This is a genomic window from Streptomyces sp. NPDC004561, from assembly GCF_053602155.1.
The window spans coordinates 25,237-41,399 of sequence record NZ_JBSGDB010000019.1 but is presented as its reverse complement, the minus strand read 5'-3'; the positions used below and the strand labels follow the sequence as shown (position 1 = coordinate 41,399).

The window sequence follows — 16,163 nt, the reverse complement described above, 5'->3', positions numbered from 1 at the left end:
GTGCTTTCCAGGTTCCCGCTCTCGCGTTTCCCTTTCCGGCGGTTCCGACTTTATCAGAAGTTCTGAGCCGGTTTTCCCACCCGCTCCGGGCACCATGTCCAGCACGTGAAGTGCTGGGGGTTCCCGTTGGGCGGAGCCGTAAACGTACTGGAGCGGGGCGCCCCGATGCAAATCGAGGCGCCCCGCTCCCGGTTCGAGCCGACGGTGTGTCAGACCTCCACGACCACCGGCAGGATCATCGGCCTGCGGCGATAGGTGTCGGAGACCCACTTGCCGAGGGTGCGCCGAATGAGTTGCTGGAGCTGGTGGGGCTCCACCACGCCGTCCTGGGCGGATCGCTCCAGGACTTCCGTGACCTTCGGGAGGACGTCGGCGAACGCCGAGTCCTCGATGCCGGAACCGCGGGCCTGGACGTGCGGACCCCCGGTGATCTTGCCGGTCGAGGAGTCCACGACCACGAAGACCGAGATGATGCCCTCGTCGCCGAGGATCTTGCGGTCCTTGAGGGCCGGCTCGCCGACGTCACCGACGGAGAGGCCGTCGACGTAGACGTATCCGGCCTGGACCTTGCCGGAGATCTTGGCCTTGCCCTCGACGAGGTCGACCACCACGCCGTCCTCGGCGATGACGATGCGGTCGTGCGGGACGCCCGTCAGCGCGCCCAGCTCGGCGTTGGCGCGCAGATGGCGCCATTCGCCGTGGACCGGCATCAGGTTCTTCGGGCGGCAGATGTTGTAGAAGTACAGCAGTTCGCCCGCGGACGCGTGGCCGGAGACGTGCACCTTGGCGTTGCCCTTGTGGACGACGTTGGCGCCCCAGCGGGTCAGGCCGTTGATCACGCGGTAGACCGCGTTCTCGTTCCCGGGGATCAGCGAGGACGCGAGGATGACCGTGTCGCCGTCGACGATGCGGATCTGGTGGTCCCGGTTGGCCATGCGGGACAGCGCCGCCATCGGCTCGCCCTGGGAGCCCGTGCAGACCAGGACCACCTCGTGGTCGGGCAGGTCGTCGAGCGTCTTGACGTCGACCACCAGGCCCGGCGGGACCTTCAGATAGCCGAGGTCCCGGGCGATGCCCATGTTGCGGACCATGGACCGGCCGACGAAGGCGACCCGGCGGCCGTACTCGTGCGCCGCGTCCAGGATCTGCTGGATGCGGTGCACGTGGCTGGCGAAGCTCGCCACGATGATCCGCTTGCCGGCGCCGGCGAAGACCTGGCGCAGCACGTTGGAGATGTCGCGCTCGTGCGGGGTGAAGCCCGGGACCTCGGCGTTCGTGGAGTCGGTGAGCAGGAGGTCGATGCCCTCCTCGCTCAGCCGGGCGAACGCGTGCAGGTCGGTGAGCCGGTTGTCCAGCGGGAGCTGGTCCATCTTGAAGTCGCCGGTGTGCACCGCCATGCCGGCGGGGGTGCGGATGGCGACGGCCAGGGCGTCCGGGATGGAGTGGTTGACGGCGATGAACTCGCAGTCGAAGGGGCCGATGCGCTCGCGGTTCCCTTCCGCCACCTCGAGGGTGTACGGGCGGATCCGGTGCTCCTGGAGCTTGGCCTCGATGAGGGCGAGGGTCAGCTTGGAGCCGATCAGCGGAATGTCCGGCTTCTCGCGGAGCAGGAAGGGGACACCGCCGATGTGGTCCTCGTGCCCATGGGTGAGGACGATGCCCTCGATGTCGTCGAGGCGGTCCCGGACGGACGAGAAGTCCGGCAGGATCAGGTCGATTCCGGGCTGCTCCTCCTCGGGGAAGAGCACTCCGCAGTCGACGATCAGCAGGCGGCCGCCGTACTCGAAGACCGTCATGTTCCGGCCGATCTCGCCGAGACCGCCGAGCGGGGTGACCCGCAGGCCACCCTCGGGGAGCGGCGGGGGCGGGCCGAGTTCAGGATGCGGATGACTCAAAAGACTCTCCTCACCACACACGCCACGTACCGGTACGGCACGTGGCGTGCATGACGTTCGTGCGGAAGCAGTTGTCGTTGTGGGGTGCGGGCACCGGTGGCCCGCGTATGCGGTTGTCTCTTCAGTTGTGAAGCTCGGGTGGTGCCAAGTCTGTTGCTAGAGCTGTACCCCGCCGGCGGCAAGATCGATCTTGAGCTGGGCGATCTCCTCGGGCGAGCACTCGACCATGGGCGAGCGCAGGGGTCCGGCGGGCAGGCCCTGGAGGGCGAGCGCGGCCTTGGTGGTCATGACGCCCTGGGTGCGGAACATGCCCGTGTAGACCGGGAGCAGCTTCTGGTGGATCTCGGTGGCCTTGACGACGTCGCCGGAGACGTACGCGTCGACGAGGGCGCGCAGGTCGGGGGTGACCAGGTGGCCGACGACGGAGACGAAGCCGACCGCGCCCACGGAGAGCAGGGGCAGGTTCAGCATGTCGTCGCCGGAGTACCAGGCGAGGCCGGACTGGGCGATGGCCCAGCTGGCGCGGCCGAGGTCGCCCTTGGCGTCCTTGTTGGCGACGATCCTGGGGTGCTCGGCGAGCCGTACGAGCGTCTCGGTGTTGATCGGGACGCCGCTGCGGCCGGGGATGTCGTAGAGCATGACCGGCAGGCCGGTGGCGTCGGCGACGGTCGTGAAGTGCCGGTACAGGCCCTCCTGAGGGGGCTTGTTGTAGTACGGCGTGACGACCAGGAGGCCCTGGGCGCCGGCGCGCTCGGCCTCGCGGGCCAGCTCGACGCTGTGGTGGGTGTCGTTGGTGCCGACACCGGCCACGACGTGGGCGCGGTCGCCGACCGCCTCCAGCACGGCTCGTACGAGGTCCGCTTTCTCCGCGTCGCTGGTGGTGGGGGACTCGCCGGTGGTGCCGTTGACGATCAGGCCGTCGTTGCCTGCGTCCACCAGGTGGGCGGCGAGCCGCTGCGCGCCGTCGAGGTCGAGTGCGCCGTCCGCCGTGAAGGGCGTGACCATGGCGGTGAGGACCCGCCCGAAGGGGGTCTGCGGAGTCGAGGTCGGAGCCATGGGTAACACGCTACTCGGTGCTCAATGCGTGGTCTGCCCTCGGGGTGACGGGAAAGTCAGGACAAACATGGAACCCGGCACTGCCTGCTCGGGGGTTCAAGCAGTGCCGGGTCCGTTTGATCAGGCTAGATGAAGTTCTCTAAATGCCGCAATACGGACACTTCGCCAGGCTGACCCGTACATCCGTTCCTGATGGGGAACAGGGCTTCGTTACGGGGCCACACGCCCGTTCGCGTTGTAGGCGGCGTAGGTGAGCGGCATGAGCTTCGCCCACTCCGCCTCCATCTTCTCGCCGACCATCTCGATCTCCCGCTGCGGGAAGGACGGCACCTTGGCCAGCTCGTGCTGGGTGCGCAGGCCGAGGAAGTGCATCAGGGACCGGGCGTTGCAGGTGGCGTACATCGAGGAGTACAGGCCGACGGGGAGCACCGAGCGGGCGACCTCGCGGGCGACGCCCTCGGCCAGGAGCTTCTGGTACGCCGTGTACGCCTGCTCGTAGGAGTCCTCCAGGGTGCCGCGCACCGCCGTGTGCTGCTCCGGCGTGCCCTCGACGAAGACGTACTTGCCCGGGCGGCCCTGCTGCACGAGCTTGCGGGACTCGTCGGGGACGTAGAAGACCGGCTGCAGCTCCCGGTAGCGGCCGGACTCCTCGTTGTACGACCAGCCGACCCGGTGCCGCATGAACTCGCGGAAGACGAAGATCGGGGCGCTGACGAAGAACGTCATCGAGTTGTGCTCGAACGGGCTGCCGTGCCGGTCGCGCATCAGGTAGTTGATCAGGCCCTTGGAGCGCTCGGGGTCCTTGCCCAGCTCGTCCAGGGACTGCTCGCCGGCGGTGGAGACGCGGGCGGCGAAGAGGACGTCGGCGTCCGAAGCGCTGGACTTCACCAGCTCGACGGTGACGTCGCTGCGGAACGTGAGCGACTCGGGCGTGGTCACGGGGGTTGGGGTCCTTCCCATCACTGCTGTGGTTCGCGCCCACCTTACGGGGCACCCGCCGGGGCCGGAGCAGTACCTCACCTCAGAAAACTCACCGACGATTTTTTCGGACATGGGCACCTTTTGTGTCACTCGAGCGTCTGTATCGGTGAGGGCTGCACGTTCGACCCCAAACCACGATTCGACCCCAAACCCCGAAAGGAGCGGCATCCGCGATGTTCCGTCGGCGCGAGCCCGTACCCTTCGCCTTCCTCGCCGAAGCCGACAGGTTCCGGAGCAACGTGACTCCCCCGCCCCGTGGCCGCTCGTCCGTCGGCGAGACGGCCGGGCGCTGGCTCCTGGGTCTCACCATCGTGGCCGGGCTCGTGGGCTCCGTGATCCTCGGCATGCCGGCCCTGTCCACGCCGTCGAGTACGCCGGTGCAGCAGTCCCAGGCGTCCCAGGGGCACTGACCCTTCCGGCCGCTCAAGGCTGGTGGGCGGCAACCGGGCCGGATAGCCTCACCGGGCACAGCCCACGCGAGGACCGAGTGAGGACCAGCCGTGCCCCTGCCCTTCCTGACGGCCGACCGCACCTTCGAGGCGGCCTCCGAGAGCGCCCTGCCGTACGACGACCGGGACCGCTGGCGGCGTCCCTACCGCCCGGGGCCCTGGCGGGTGGGCGTGGCCGCGCTGGTGCTGCTGCTCGCCTCGTTCGTGCTGTTCGCGGCCGTCCTCATCGCCCTGACCGGCTCGGTGTCGTCCGCCGGAGGGGTCCTCGGCGGGGGCTTGGTGATCATCGCGAGCGCCCTGCGGCTGCTGCGCATGGGGGTGTGGGTGAGCGGGCGCGGGCTGCGCCATGTCGGCTTCCTGGTGACGCGCACGGTCCCGTGGGCACGGGTGGTCGCCGTGCGGATCGTGCAGCAGCCGGTGCACTGGCTGGGGCTGCCGCGCTCGGTGCAGGGGCAGGCACTGGTGCTCGTCCGCAAGGACCGGGCCGCCCGTGACACACCGCCGCTGCTGACCACGCACACCCTGGACTTCCTGGGCCGCCCGGCCGCCTTCGACCGGGCGGCGGACGTGGTGGAGGCGTGGGCCGCGGAGAACGGGCGCGGAAACTGAGATCCGGGCCGCGGCGACCCGTCCGGGGCCACCGCGACCGCTGGTCGAGATGGAACCGGCTCGGCGGCGGGAGCGGCCTGGTGGAGCGCGTCCAGGGCCGACTGATGGGGGTGGAGCAGGACCTGCGGCCGCTCCGGCTGCTGGAGCTGGTGCGGCACGCCGGGCGCGGCATCGGCCTCGGGTGCCACGGGTTCGGCCGGCTGCGGGCCCTGGGCCTGGTAGAGGTCCGGCGCGGTCGGCGCGGGCACCTCGCCCGCCCCCGCCTCGGGCGCGGGAGCCACGGCGACGGGCTCCGGCGCGCCGGCCGGTTCGGGCGGCTGCACGCTGTCGGTGACAGGCGCGGCGTCGGTGACGGGCGCGGCCTCGACCGACACAGCGGCCGGCTGCACGGCGACGACGGCCTCCGGCGCGCCCTCCGCCGCGACGGTGGCGGCCTCGGCGACCGCCGGTCCCTGCGCCGCGTCGGCGATCTGCGCACCCTCGACCGGCGGGGCGGCCTCGGCCACCTCGGCACCGGCGGTGACCTGGGCGTCCGCGGCCACGGCCTCGCCCGGCACCTGCTGAACGGCCGTCTCCTGGGCGTGGTCCACCGCGGCCTGCTCGGCGCTCGGGCTCGCCGCAGGAGCGGCCACCGGCACCACGGCCTCGTCCGGCTCGCCGGCGGCCGGCGCGGCTGCGGCCGGTCCGGACTCCTCGGCATGAGGGACCTGGAGGGCCTGGGGCACTGCGGCGGGCTGCCCGGTCTGCGCGGTCCCGGCGTTCTCCGCGCCGTCCGCCGGCTGCCCGGACCGAGCCACGGGCGCGTGGTCCGCGACGAGGCCGCCGTCCACGGCAGCCGTGGCGTCGGCCGGTGCGTCGGGGGTGCCGGGCGCGTCCTCGGGGCCGGGGACCTGTCCGGGGGGAGACGTGTACACCCCGTCGTGACCGTGCGCGGGCTGGGCGCCGTCGTGGCCCCGCACCACCTGCGCGGGGGCCGGTGCCTGCTCGGCCGCCTGGGTGGCCAGACGGGCCACGGCGGCCTGTGCGGCCCCGGACGGGCCGACCGGCTCGGCGGAGACGTCGTCCGCCGGAGCGACGGCCGGGTCAACCGTTTCGGCAGTCGGTGCCTGAGCTGCGACCTGGGCCACCGCGGCCGGAGCCACCGCGGCCGGAGCGGCGCCCTGGCCCGCCTCCGTGGGCACGGCGCCCCACGGGGCCGCGCTCTGCGGGGCCATCTCGCGCAGTGGCTGGGCGTCGAGGTACTCGGGCCCGGCCGGAACCGGACCGGGCTGCCGGACCGGCGCGCCGGCGGGGCCGCGGTCGGCGAGGGAGCGCACCGGGCTCGCGAAGGCGTCCGGGATCGGCGGGCCGAGGTGCAGGGGCCGGCGCGGCGTCTGCGCGGCGGCCGGCGGCTCCTGCGGCGCGGAGAGGATGGGCGACGGCGGCACGGACGCCGGGGCCGGATTCGGCAGGCGGACGCCGCTGAGGTCGACGGAGCCGCTGTCGCGGCCGGACGTCTCGTGCGGGCCCGGCTCGTGGAAGGCCTCGACCACCGGTTCCGGGGCGGGCGGCGGCACTTCGTTGCCCCACGCGCCCTGGGCGCCCGGCAGCAGCAGGTCTTCGTCCTCGGCGGGCGCCTCGGAGAGGTAGGTGTACGAACCGTGCGCGGGGACGCCCGGCTGCTCCACCATGCCTGCGCTCTCCGGCTGTCCCTCGCCCGGGACCTGGCCGGTGTCGGTCATGCGTACCCCTCGCCCAATCGGTTAGTGCTCCTACGACCAGCTCACCCGGAACGGCGCGCCGACCGCCCCGTAGTGAAGAACGAGCGTCCGTGCCCAGCGGCACGAACGACCCGCCGGAAAAGGCGACAAAGCCATTCGGTGGCATTGTCCCGGCCGTTCCGCCGTCGCGACAGCATGATCCGCGACAGTCCGCTGTGGACTGCGCCACGTTGCGCGTCCTCGGGTTCCGCCGTACCACACCCAGCCCAAAACGGGCGCGTTTTCCGGACATTGGCGAACGAAGTTCCGGGCCACCCGGTGCGGTACAACGATCGGCCAGCCTACCGCGCGCGGTACGACAACAGGATCACGGGGCGCGATCCAGGAGAACCCCGCTGAGCAGGAACGCGACACTCCGCTCGGTCTCGGTCCAGGCGCGGGTGTCGAGCTCGACGGACTGGAGCAGGGCGCACTCGACGCGGTATCCGTGCTCGGTCAGGTCCCGGCCGATGAGTTCGGCCGCGTCGCGGGTCGCCGCGTGCGTGACGATGCGCTGCGGGCGCCGGTCGGCGACCGCCGAGACGACGGCCGCTCCCCCGCCGCCGACCCGTACGACGTCCGGTTCGGGCAGGTTCTCCAGGACGTGCGGGGCGCTGCCGGACACCACCTGGAGCTGGACGCCGAAGCGGCGCGCGGCCGCATCGGTGCGGGCGCAGGCCGCCGGGTCGTGGTCGACGGCGATGACGGCCGCTCCGGCGCGCGCGGCGTCGGCGGCGAACGCGCCGCTGCCACAGCCGATGTCCCAGACGAGGTCGCCGACCCGGGGCCCGAGACGGGCGAGTTGGGCGGCGCGGAGCAGTTCCGTCTCGCCCTCGCCGAGGCCGCCGCCGTAGGTCTCGTCGGGCTGGACCCAGCCGCGCGGCCCGGCGCCGGGGTCGCGGCCGGCGATCCAGCCGCCGCCCTCGCTCGCGCCGGCCGGCCCGCCGATGACGATGACGACGTTGGGGTCGCGCCAGGTGTGGTCGGGGGCCTTGTCGGAGGTGACGACGCTTACCTGTTCGCGTTCGGTGCCCAGTTCCTCGCAGATGACGAAGGTCCGGTGGACCCCTTCCAGCAGCAGGCCGAGTTCGGCGGGTCCGGCGCCCGGTGCGGTGAGGACGGCCACCTTGGTGTGGGCGCGGCAGACGTTCACGGCCCGGCGCAGGGTGCGCGGGTGGGCGACGACCACCTGGGCGTCGGACCAGGGCATGCCGGCCCGGGCGAAGGCGGCGGCCACGGAGGAGACGGCGGGGACGACCTCGACCTCCAGGCCGAACTCCGGTGCGCGCAGGGTGCGTACGACGCCGAAGAAGCCGGGGTCGCCGTCGGCGAGCACGACCGCGCTGCCGCGGTGGGCGGCGATGCGGCGGGCGGCGAGCGCCGGGCTGCCGAGGCGGATGCGCTCGGCGGCGGGCGGCACCTCGGGCAGCGCCAGGTGGTGGACCGCGCCCGCCACGAGCGTGGCGGCGCCGAGGGCGGAGCGTGCCGCGGCGGTCAGCGGCGAGCCGTCCCAGCCGATCACCGTGACCCGGTCGGCCATCGTCGTGTGTCTCCAGGATGTCGCAGGTCGTCAGGGTTGCGGGCCTGTGGCCAGGCTCCGTGAGGGTACCTGGCGAAGCTGTCGGGCGCGCGCCGGGGCGCGGTCCGCCCCGGTGGTCAGTTCCAGTCGGAGTACGAGATGGGACCGCCGGAGTCGGCGAGTTGGTCGTCCGCGCCTTCCAGGTCCTCCGGCAGGAGGCTCCACACGATGAAGTCGGTGCGCGCGTCGGTCCACGTGCCGTCCTCGGTGCGGTGGCGCACTATGCAGGCGTTGCGCAGGACGCCCTCGCTGATGCAGCCGATCTTCTGGGCGACCTGCTGGGAGGCGGTGTTGTCGGCGGCCGTGCGGATCTCGACCCGCTCGAACTTCTGGTCCCGGAAGAGCCATTGGGCGGTGGCGAGTGCGCCCTCGGAGGCGTAGCCCTCGCCGCGGGCCCAGGGCGCGATGGCGTACGACAGCTCGGTGGACCGGATCTTCCAGTTCGTCCTGGTGAGCTGGACGACGCCGACCAGACGCTGGGTGAGGAACTCGGTGACGGCGAGGTCCAGGCCGTTGCCGGCGGTGCGCTCGGCGGGCGCGTACTCGGTGATCCAGTGGCGCGCGTCGCTCTCGGTGAACGGCTGGGGCACGTCGGTCCAGGCGGCGATCTGCTCGTCGTTCATCATCTCGGACAGCGCGCGCAGGTCGTCCTCGTCGAGGGGGCGCAGCACCAACCGCTCCGTGCTGATGGAGATGTTGGGGAAGGTGCTAGTCATGCGCCGCTCCGTAACCTTCGGAAAAACCTCGAGAGACCATCAGGACCGGGGGCACCGGCCTGCTGAACTGCCCAGCATGCAGCATGAAACCACTGAACCGCACAACGGGGTCCACACCCGGTGAGGGAGTGGACCCCGTGCGTCACGAAACGCCGTATACGTGCCGCGGGCGGATCAGGAGGACCGGAAGGATCAGAAGGAGGGGATGACCGAGCCCTGGTACTTGTCCTCGATGAACTTCTTGACCTCGGGCGAGGTGAGGAGCTTGGCGAGCTTCTTCACCCGCGGGTCCTTCTCGTCGCCCTTCTTCACGGCGAGGAAGTTGCCGTAGGGGTTGTTCTTCGCGGACTCCAGGACGAGGGCGTCCTTGGCCGGCTTCAGGCCCGCGGAGATGGCGTAGTTGCCGTTGACGACCGCCGCGTCCACGTCGTCCAGGGAGCGCGGGGTCTGGGCCGCCTCGACCTCCTTGAACTGGAGGTTCTTGGGGTTCTTGGTGATGTCCTGCGGGGTGGCCTCGTTGCCGACGCCGGACTTGAGGGTGATGAGCCCGTTGTCGGCGAGCAGCTTGAGGGCGCGGGCCTCGTTGACGGCGTCGTTCGGGACGGCGATGGTCGCACCGCTCTTGAGGGCGTCGGCCTTCTTGACCTTGTGGGAGTACAGGCCGAGCGGCTCCAGGTGCACCGTGACGACGGGCACGATGTCGGTGCCGCGCTTCTTGTTGAAGTCGTCCAGGTACGGCTTGTTCTGGAAGTAGTTGGCGTCCACCGAGCCGTCCTCGGTCGCCGTGTTCGGCGTGATGTAGTCGGTGAACTCCTTGACCTCCAGGTCGAGGCCCGCCTTCTTCGCCAGGTTCTTCTTGACGAAGTCCAGGATCTCGGTGTGGGGGGTGGGGCTGGCGGCGACGACCAGCGGGCCGCTGTGGTCGGCGGAGCCGGAGGACTTGCCGGAGCCGCAGGCGGTCAGCCCGAGGGCGAGGGCTCCGGCGGCGAGGACGGCGGTGGTGAGCTTGGCGGTGTTACGCACGAAAAGTGCCTTTCCTTAAGGGTGGTGCGACCCCGTCGAGGGTGATACGGGGAGTCTTGGGTGCTACGCGGCCTTGCCGACGTCGGCGGCCGCGGGCTCCTCGGCCTTGAGCAGGCGGAGCTTCGGCGCCGGCCCGGAGCGGCCGCCGCGGCTGTGCAGGGAGCGGGCCGCGAGGTCGCCGGCGAACTGGATGAGGGAGATGACGACGGCGAGGATCGCGACGGTGATCCACATCAGCTCGGTCTCGAAGCGCTGGTAGCCGTAGCGGACGGCGAGGTCGCCGAGGCCGCCGCCGCCGACGGTGCCGGCCATGGCGGAGTAGCCGATGAGGGCGATGATCGTGGTGGTGGTGCTGGCGATCAGCGAGGGCAGGGACTCGGGGACGAGCACCTTGCGGACGATGGTCCAGGTGTTGCCGCCCATGGACTGCACCGCCTCCACGAGACCGTTGTCCACTTCGCGGACGGCCGTCTCGACCAGGCGGGCGAAGAACGGGATGCCGCCGATGGCGAGCGGCACGATCGCGGCGGTCGTGCCGATCGTCGTTCCGGTGACCCAGCGCGTGAAGCTCATCAGGGCGACCATCAGGATGATGAACGGCATGGAGCGGCCGATGTTCACGATCTGGCCGATCACCTTGTTCGCGACGACGTTCTGCAGCAGGCCGTCCCGGTCCGTGAGGACGAGGAGCAGGCCGAGCGGGAGGCCGACGGAGACGGCGATCAGGGTGGACCACAGGACCATCGAGAACGTCTCGGAACACGCCTGCGACAGCAGCGGCTGCATCTCGGACCAGGTCACTTGGCACCTTCCTTCACCAGAACGGGCTCCTCGCCCAGCACGTCGATCTGCAGGCCCTGTTCGCGCAGGAATCCGATCGGCACCACGTTGTCCTCGTAGTGGCCGGGCAGTTCGATGCGCATACGGCCGATCTGGAGGCCGCCGACGGTGTCGATGGCGGCGCCCAGGATGGAGATGTCGACGTTGTAGGTGCGCGAGGCCTGGGAGATGACCGGCTGGGTCGCGGCCTCGCCGTGGAAGGTCACGTCGAGGACGGTCCGCTCGGCGCCCGTGCGCTCGCCGCTCACCGGGAAGAGGGCGGCGGCCAGTTCGGAGCCGGGGGTGGCGAGCAGCTCGCTGACCGTGCCGGACTCCACGATCCGGCCCTTCTCCATGAGGGCGGCGGAGTCGCAGATCGACTTCACGACGTCCATCTCGTGGGTGATGAGCAGGACGGTCAGGCCCAGCTGCCGGTTCAGGTCGCGCAGCAGCTGGAGGATGGAGCGGGTGGTCTCCGGGTCGAGGGCGCTGGTGGCCTCGTCGGAGAGCAGCACCTTGGGGTCGCCGGCCAGGGCGCGGGCGATGCCGACGCGCTGCTTCTGGCCGCCGGAGAGCTGGGCGGGATAGGCCTTGGCCTTGTCGGCGAGGCCGACCAGGTCGAGGAGTTCGAGCGCCTTGCGGGAACGTTCCCTCCCCGACGTGCCGAGGATCTCCAGCGGCAGCTCCACGTTGTCCTGCACGGTCCGCGAGGACAGCAGGTTGAAGTGCTGGAAGACCATGCCGATCCGGCTGCGCGCCCGGCGCAGTTCCTTCCCGGCGCGCGATCCGCGGCCGGCCAGGGCGGTGAGGTCCTGTCCGGCGACGGTCACGGTGCCGGCGGTGGGGCGCTCCAGCAGGTTGACGCAGCGGATCAGGGAGGACTTGCCGGCGCCGGACTGGCCGATGACGCCGTAGACCTCGCCTTCGCGGACATGGAGATCGACGCCGTCCAGGGCGGTGACCTCGCGGCCGCGGGAGCGGTAGACCTTGGTGAGGCCCGATGTGGTGATCACAGGATTTCCGTCACTGTCGAGTGTCCGGGCGTGGGTGTGCCCGGGCACGGTGCGTTTCGTGCGTTCTGTCGGGGACGCGGCACGGTTCTCGGGCAACGGTCGGCCGGGGAGAACGTCGTGTGCGCGGGGCGGCCTCGGGTCACGGACGGCCGGAATCGGACGTCGGACAGGCCACGGCTCTCGCTTCGGGGCGCGAGGCTCAGGTGGTGCGGGGGCCCTCTAGAAGGCGCACATTCGACACGGACACATACAACGAGCACCGGGCGTCATGTTCGCCTCGGTCGCAGGAATGCGGCAGCTCGTCGTGGTCATGGGAGCCAGTAAAGCAGACACGCGCTGCTGACCGGTCACCACTGTCCGCATAGTGGACAGCGGCGGACACCCTCGGCCCCTGACTCAGCGGCGGACGGAGATCTCCACTCCCCCGTGAGTGACCAGTGCCGACAGGGCCGACAGGTTCTCCACCACCAGGTCGGCGTCCAGCTCGTCCGCCCTGTGGGTTGTGGCCAACGCCACGGTGGTCATGCCCGCCGCGCGACCGGCCCGGAGCCCGGCGGGGGCGTCCTCGAAGACCACGCAGTGGGCCGGGTCCACGCCCAGCTGCCGGGCGGCGAGCAGATAGGGCTCGGGGTCCGGCTTGCCGCGGGTGACGTCGTCGGCGCTGACCAGGATCTTCGGCGAGATGTCCACGGCGCCGAGGCGGGCCTCGGCGAGGCGGTGGGTGGCGGAGGTGACCACGGCCCAGCGGTCGGCGGGCAGGGCGTCCAGGAAGTCCCGGGTGCCGGGCAGCAGCCGCACGCCGCCGTTCGGCACGTCCTCCACCTCCAGCTGCTCGACCCGGGCGACGGCCTCCGGCACGAGGCGGGCGGGGAGCAGGTCGCCGACTATCTCCACCGCCGTGCGCCCGTGCAGTTCCACGCGCCCGAACTCCTCGGCCGTGATCCCGTACTCCCGGGCCCAGCGGGTCCAGCAGCGCTCGACGGAGTCGAGGGAGGAGACGAGGGTGCCGTCGTTGTCGAACAGAAGGGCGTGTGCGTGGATCGTCATGGTCTAGACCCTACGGCGTACGGCGGGGTCGGCGGCGGTGGCCCATTTCCGCCGTAATAAGGTCACCGCATGCTCAATGCCCTGACGCTGGTGACCGGCGTCGCCGCGCTGCTGCTCGCCGCCTGGTGCGGCTGGGCCGCCTACCGTGATCAGCCGACCAAGGACTGGCACTTCATCGGCATGGCCGTGGTGTCCCTGCTGGCCGTGGTCCAGCTGGTGGTCGGCATCGTGCAGCTGGTCCGGGGCGAGAAGCCGGCGCAGGGCACGACGATCTTCGTGGCCTATCTGCTGGGCGCGTTCGCGTGCGTCCCGGCGGCCGGGTTCATGTCGCTGGCCGAGCGGACCCGCTGGGGTTCGGTGACGGCCGCGGCGGGCGGCGTGGTGCTGGCCGTGCTCGAGGTGCGGCTCTACGACATCTGGGGAGGCTGAGATGACGGCGGTGGAGGAGAAGCCGGCCCGGCTGATCAGCGGGCCGGGCATGCTGCTCGTCTGGTTCTACGGCGTGATGGTGGTCGGCGCCGTGTCGCGCTCGGTGTACCAGATCGCGACGGACTTCCAGCGGGCGCCGCTGGCCTATGTGCTGTCGGCGGTGGCCGGTGTGGTGTACGGGTTCATCACGTACACGCTCGTGCGCGGCGGGGAGACGGCCCGGCGGGCGGCCCTGGTGTGCTGCGCCGCCGAGCTCGCGGGTGTGCTGATCGTGGGCACGTGGACCGTGGTCGAGCCGTCCGCGTTCCCGGACGCGACCGTGTGGTCGCAGTACGGCATGGGGTACGTCTTCATCCCCGTGCTGCTGCCGCTGTCCGCGATGTACTGGCTGCGGAAGGCGCGCGCCGCCGTCACGCCGTAGTCGCGTAGGCCCCCGCCTGCTTCTCCAGGATGATCAGCTCGACTCCGTCCGCGCCCTTGGACCGGCCCACCGTCTCGTAGCCGGACCGGCGGTACAGACGGAGGTTGCCCTCGCTGCGGTGACCGGTGTGGAGCCGGAACCTGGTGGCGCCCCGCTCCTCGACCAGCGCCGCTTCCGCCACGCGCAGCAGCCGCGCGCCGATGCCGTGCCCCTGGAGGCGCGGGTGGACGCAGAGCTTGCCGATGTCGGCGGCGCCGGCCTCGGTCACCTTGCCGCGGACACAGCCGACCACCTCGTCGCCGAGCCGCGCGACGAACACGCAGTCGGAGGCGACCTCCTGACGGACGGAGTCCAGGGTTTCGACGAGCGGGTCGATGCGGTAGTTGCCGTACAGCGCCGCCTCGCTCTGGAAGCACAGGTACTGGAGCCTGAAGATCTGCTCCGCGTCCTGTTCGGTCGCCACCGAGATGGTCACGCTCATGCCCATGTGCGCATGCCTCCCGCTCACCTGATCACCTGTCGTCCCTCACTCCTATCCCCGCGCTTCGAGGGAAGCAACCTCCGGCGTGAGCAATCGCCGAAGACATCCCAGACATCTGGAGCGTTCCGGGCCGAGACTGCCCTGTGAGATACCCAACTCCCCCGCGATCTCCCGGTATGTGAGGTCCTTCGGGGAGAGCAGCGCCTCGATGAGCCGGGGACAGCGACCGGGCAGCCGGCGGACCGCGTCGCGCAGGGCGCGGTACCGGGCGGCCGCGAGGACGTGCTGCTCGGGTCCGGGGCCGAGGGCGTCGGCCGGCTCGACGTCGTACGGCCGTTCCAGGCGGGTGGTGCGGCGGCTGCGGCGCGCCTCGGCGCGGACCGCCCTGCGCAGCCAGCGCTGCGGGTCCAGCGGCGGCCCGTGGGTCGCCAGCCGCTCCAGCAGGCGGAGCCAGACGGCCTGCTCCAGGTCGCCCGGCTCGCTTCCGGCGGCATGTGCCTCGGCGGAGGCCTCGGCGGTGAGCAGGGGGCGCAGGGCGGCTACCAGGTCGTGCGTCATATGCGGAACGACGCGCCGCCCCGGCAAGGGGTTTACGGGGCGGCGCACAGTCAGCCCGAACGGGGTGCGCGCGGGCGCGCGGGTTGACGCGGGGCTCAGTCGCCCAGGAAGTCGGCGCGGGCGAGGACGCCCGTGTCGGCGTTGTCGGTGAAGACGCCGTCGATGCCGGTCGCGAAGTACGTCCGGAAGGCGCCGAAGGGGTCGCCGTAGCCGTCGGCCGCGCCGCCCTTGCGGTACTCGGCCGGCAGGAAGGGGTTCTCGTTGCGCATGGTGTACGGGTGCAGCACCAGGCCGACCCGGTGCGCGTCGGAGACCAGGGTGGTCGGCTCGCCCAGCGTGCCGTCCGCGTTCTTCGGGACGACGAGGTCGAGGGTCGGGCCGATGCCCTGCGCGTAGCCGGCGATCTCCCGCAGGCCCCTGGGCGTGATGAGGTCGGCGACCGTGCGCGGGTCGCCCGCCTCGACGAAGTCGTAGGGCCGGCTGCCGACCGAGGAGAGCAGGACGACGAGCGGGTTGTCGACGAGCTGGTTGAGCCTCTGGATGCTGCCGGGCTCGAACGACTGCAGGATGACCGGGGAGTTGCGGCCGTCCTTGCCGTACTTGTGCAGCAGCTTGGCCACCCGCTCCTCGAGACCGAGGCCCAGCTTGCGGAAGTACGTGGGGTGCTTGGTCTCGGGGTAGATCCAGACCTGCCGGCCGCGCCTGCGGGTCTGCTCGTCCTGCCACCTCAGGACCTCTTCGAAGGTGGGTATCCCCCAGCGGCCGTTGTAGAGGGTGTTGTGCGGGCGGTTGGCCGGGATGCGCTCGACGGCACGGAGCGTCTTCAGCTCGGCCAGCGTGAAGTCCTCGGTGAACCAGCCGGTGGTGGAGACCCCGTCCACGACCTTGGTGGTCCTGCGGCCGGCGAACTCGGGGTGGGCGGCGACGTCCGTGGTGCCGCCGATCTCCGGCTCGTGGCGGCAGACGAGGTGACCGTCCCGGGTGGGCACCAGGTCGCCCGCCTCGACCACGTCGGCGCCCAGGTCCAGGGCCAGGTCGTACGAGCCGAAGGTGTGCTCGGGGCGGTAGCCGGCGGCGCCCCGGTGCCCGATGATCGCCGGCACCGGCAGGCTCTTCAGCCCGCGCCCGGCGCGCCCGGCCGTACGGGTCTCGGCGGCTCTCGCCGCGCCGGGCAGTCCGAGGACCGCTCCGCCCGCGCCGAGCACCGCTGCGCCGAGCAGTGCCCGCCGTCCCGTCATCTGTGCCTGCTCGTTCGTCTGGTCGCTTCCCATGAGCGCCCTCCTGCCGCCTCTGTCTCGGGTCCGGCGATCGTAGGGCGACGCAGATGACGGCAGTAAGGCTTCGGGCC

The 16,163-nt window shown here is 71.4% G+C and carries 16 protein-coding genes and 1 pseudogene; 4 read left to right on the top strand and 13 right to left on the bottom strand.

Translation table 11 applies throughout. The annotated features are described in order from the left end of the window. Nucleotides 1-209: 209 nt before the first annotated feature. The 3 genes from ACWEN3_RS04660 to thyX form a co-directional block, all read right to left on the bottom strand. On the bottom strand, nucleotides 210-1,895 hold the full coding sequence (locus tag ACWEN3_RS04660) for a ribonuclease J (protein ID WP_452965613.1): 1,686 nt from the start codon (nucleotides 1,893-1,895) through the stop codon (nucleotides 210-212). A 156-nt stretch (nucleotides 1,896-2,051) separates the two neighbouring features. Next, nucleotides 2,052-2,951, bottom strand: a complete 900-nt coding sequence (gene dapA, locus ACWEN3_RS04655) for a 4-hydroxy-tetrahydrodipicolinate synthase (protein ID WP_452965611.1) — start codon at nucleotides 2,949-2,951, stop codon at nucleotides 2,052-2,054. Nucleotides 2,952-3,161: 210 nt separating this feature from the next. Further along, on the bottom strand, nucleotides 3,162-3,911 hold the full coding sequence (gene thyX, locus ACWEN3_RS04650) for an FAD-dependent thymidylate synthase (RefSeq protein ID WP_452965608.1): 750 nt from the start codon (nucleotides 3,909-3,911) through the stop codon (nucleotides 3,162-3,164). A 194-nt stretch (nucleotides 3,912-4,105) separates the two neighbouring features. Between thyX and ACWEN3_RS04645 the strand changes: the two genes are divergently transcribed. Together ACWEN3_RS04645 and ACWEN3_RS04640 are read left to right on the top strand one after the other, a co-directional pair. Further along, nucleotides 4,106-4,342, top strand: a complete 237-nt coding sequence (locus ACWEN3_RS04645) for a hypothetical protein (protein WP_452965605.1) — start codon at nucleotides 4,106-4,108, stop codon at nucleotides 4,340-4,342. A gap of 90 nt (nucleotides 4,343-4,432) precedes the next feature. Further along, nucleotides 4,433-4,990 carry a hypothetical protein gene (locus tag ACWEN3_RS04640; RefSeq protein WP_452965623.1) on the top strand — a complete coding sequence of 186 codons (558 nt, stop codon included), beginning with the start codon at nucleotides 4,433-4,435 and terminating at the stop codon, nucleotides 4,988-4,990. Between the two features lie 1,100 nt (nucleotides 4,991-6,090). Here the strand turns inward: ACWEN3_RS04640 and ACWEN3_RS04635 are convergent. From ACWEN3_RS04635 to ACWEN3_RS04605, 7 genes and pseudogenes are all read right to left on the bottom strand, one after another. Next, nucleotides 6,091-6,711: pseudogene (locus ACWEN3_RS04635) on the bottom strand (nicotinate-nucleotide--dimethylbenzimidazole phosphoribosyltransferase); the annotation flags it as partial. A 346-nt stretch (nucleotides 6,712-7,057) separates the two neighbouring features. Continuing rightward, entirely contained in the window at nucleotides 7,058-8,269 is a 1,212-nt protein-coding gene (cbiE, locus tag ACWEN3_RS04630) for a precorrin-6y C5,15-methyltransferase (decarboxylating) subunit CbiE (protein WP_452965603.1), read from the bottom strand. Nucleotides 8,270-8,385: 116 nt separating this feature from the next. Then, nucleotides 8,386-9,024 carry a GNAT family N-acetyltransferase gene (locus ACWEN3_RS04625; RefSeq protein ID WP_452965600.1) on the bottom strand — a complete coding sequence of 213 codons (639 nt, stop codon included), beginning with the start codon at nucleotides 9,022-9,024 and terminating at the stop codon, nucleotides 8,386-8,388. Nucleotides 9,025-9,216: 192 nt separating this feature from the next. Continuing rightward, nucleotides 9,217-10,047, bottom strand: coding sequence for a MetQ/NlpA family ABC transporter substrate-binding protein (locus ACWEN3_RS04620; RefSeq protein WP_452965598.1), 831 nt, complete (start codon nucleotides 10,045-10,047; stop codon nucleotides 9,217-9,219). Between the two features lie 63 nt (nucleotides 10,048-10,110). After that, entirely contained in the window at nucleotides 10,111-10,848 is a 738-nt protein-coding gene (locus ACWEN3_RS04615; protein WP_452965596.1) for a methionine ABC transporter permease, read from the bottom strand. Next, nucleotides 10,845-11,879 (bottom strand): methionine ABC transporter ATP-binding protein, encoded by a 1,035-nt coding sequence (locus ACWEN3_RS04610; protein WP_452965594.1) that lies wholly within the window; start codon nucleotides 11,877-11,879, stop codon nucleotides 10,845-10,847. Before ACWEN3_RS04610 ends, ACWEN3_RS04615 begins: the two co-directional genes overlap by 4 nt. A 396-nt stretch (nucleotides 11,880-12,275) precedes the next feature. Then, nucleotides 12,276-12,926, bottom strand: a complete 651-nt coding sequence (locus ACWEN3_RS04605; protein WP_452965592.1) for an HAD family hydrolase — start codon at nucleotides 12,924-12,926, stop codon at nucleotides 12,276-12,278. Nucleotides 12,927-12,995: 69 nt separating this feature from the next. Between ACWEN3_RS04605 and ACWEN3_RS04600 the strand changes: the two genes are divergently transcribed. Next, the gene (locus tag ACWEN3_RS04600; protein ID WP_452965589.1) at nucleotides 12,996-13,355 is read left to right on the top strand and encodes a hypothetical protein; all 360 of its coding nucleotides are present in this window, start codon (nucleotides 12,996-12,998) and stop codon (nucleotides 13,353-13,355) included. A gap of 1 nt (nucleotide 13,356) precedes the next feature. Next, nucleotides 13,357-13,776 (top strand): hypothetical protein, encoded by a 420-nt coding sequence (locus ACWEN3_RS04595; protein ID WP_452965587.1) that lies wholly within the window; start codon nucleotides 13,357-13,359, stop codon nucleotides 13,774-13,776. On the opposite strand, the gene ACWEN3_RS04590 is transcribed toward ACWEN3_RS04595, so the two are convergent. The 3 genes from ACWEN3_RS04590 to ACWEN3_RS04580 form a co-directional block, all read right to left on the bottom strand. Further along, on the bottom strand, nucleotides 13,766-14,263 hold the full coding sequence (locus ACWEN3_RS04590) for a GNAT family N-acetyltransferase (protein WP_452965622.1): 498 nt from the start codon (nucleotides 14,261-14,263) through the stop codon (nucleotides 13,766-13,768). The two genes, ACWEN3_RS04595 and ACWEN3_RS04590, sit on opposite strands and share 11 nt — an antisense overlap. A gap of 45 nt (nucleotides 14,264-14,308) precedes the next feature. Continuing rightward, nucleotides 14,309-14,815 (bottom strand): sigma-70 family RNA polymerase sigma factor, encoded by a 507-nt coding sequence (locus tag ACWEN3_RS04585; RefSeq protein ID WP_452965584.1) that lies wholly within the window; start codon nucleotides 14,813-14,815, stop codon nucleotides 14,309-14,311. Nucleotides 14,816-14,910: 95 nt separating this feature from the next. Beyond that, nucleotides 14,911-16,086: a glycerophosphodiester phosphodiesterase gene (locus ACWEN3_RS04580; RefSeq protein ID WP_452965581.1), complete on the bottom strand. Its 1,176-nt coding sequence runs from the start codon at nucleotides 16,084-16,086 to the stop codon at nucleotides 14,911-14,913. Nucleotides 16,087-16,163: the final 77 nt, after the last annotated feature.

What these genes read in the sequence shown, in the direction of transcription:
- dapA (WP_452965611.1), bottom strand. Translation starts at nt 2,951, where the DNA reads ATGGCTCCGACCTCGACTCCGCAGACCCCCTTCGGGCGGGTCCTCACC.
- thyX (WP_452965608.1), bottom strand. Translation starts at nt 3,911, where the DNA reads ATGGGAAGGACCCCAACCCCCGTGACCACGCCCGAGTCGCTCACGTTC.
- ACWEN3_RS04645 (WP_452965605.1), top strand. Translation starts at nt 4,106, where the DNA reads ATGTTCCGTCGGCGCGAGCCCGTACCCTTCGCCTTCCTCGCCGAAGCC.
- cbiE (WP_452965603.1), bottom strand. Translation starts at nt 8,269, where the DNA reads ATGGCCGACCGGGTCACGGTGATCGGCTGGGACGGCTCGCCGCTGACC.
- ACWEN3_RS04625 (WP_452965600.1), bottom strand. Translation starts at nt 9,024, where the DNA reads ATGACTAGCACCTTCCCCAACATCTCCATCAGCACGGAGCGGTTGGTG.
- ACWEN3_RS04605 (WP_452965592.1), bottom strand. Translation starts at nt 12,926, where the DNA reads ATGACGATCCACGCACACGCCCTTCTGTTCGACAACGACGGCACCCTC.
- ACWEN3_RS04600 (WP_452965589.1), top strand. Translation starts at nt 12,996, where the DNA reads ATGCTCAATGCCCTGACGCTGGTGACCGGCGTCGCCGCGCTGCTGCTC.
- ACWEN3_RS04595 (WP_452965587.1), top strand. Translation starts at nt 13,357, where the DNA reads ATGACGGCGGTGGAGGAGAAGCCGGCCCGGCTGATCAGCGGGCCGGGC.
- ACWEN3_RS04590 (WP_452965622.1), bottom strand. Translation starts at nt 14,263, where the DNA reads ATGGGCATGAGCGTGACCATCTCGGTGGCGACCGAACAGGACGCGGAG.
- ACWEN3_RS04585 (WP_452965584.1), bottom strand. Translation starts at nt 14,815, where the DNA reads ATGACGCACGACCTGGTAGCCGCCCTGCGCCCCCTGCTCACCGCCGAG.
- ACWEN3_RS04580 (WP_452965581.1), bottom strand. Translation starts at nt 16,086, where the DNA reads ATGGGAAGCGACCAGACGAACGAGCAGGCACAGATGACGGGACGGCGG.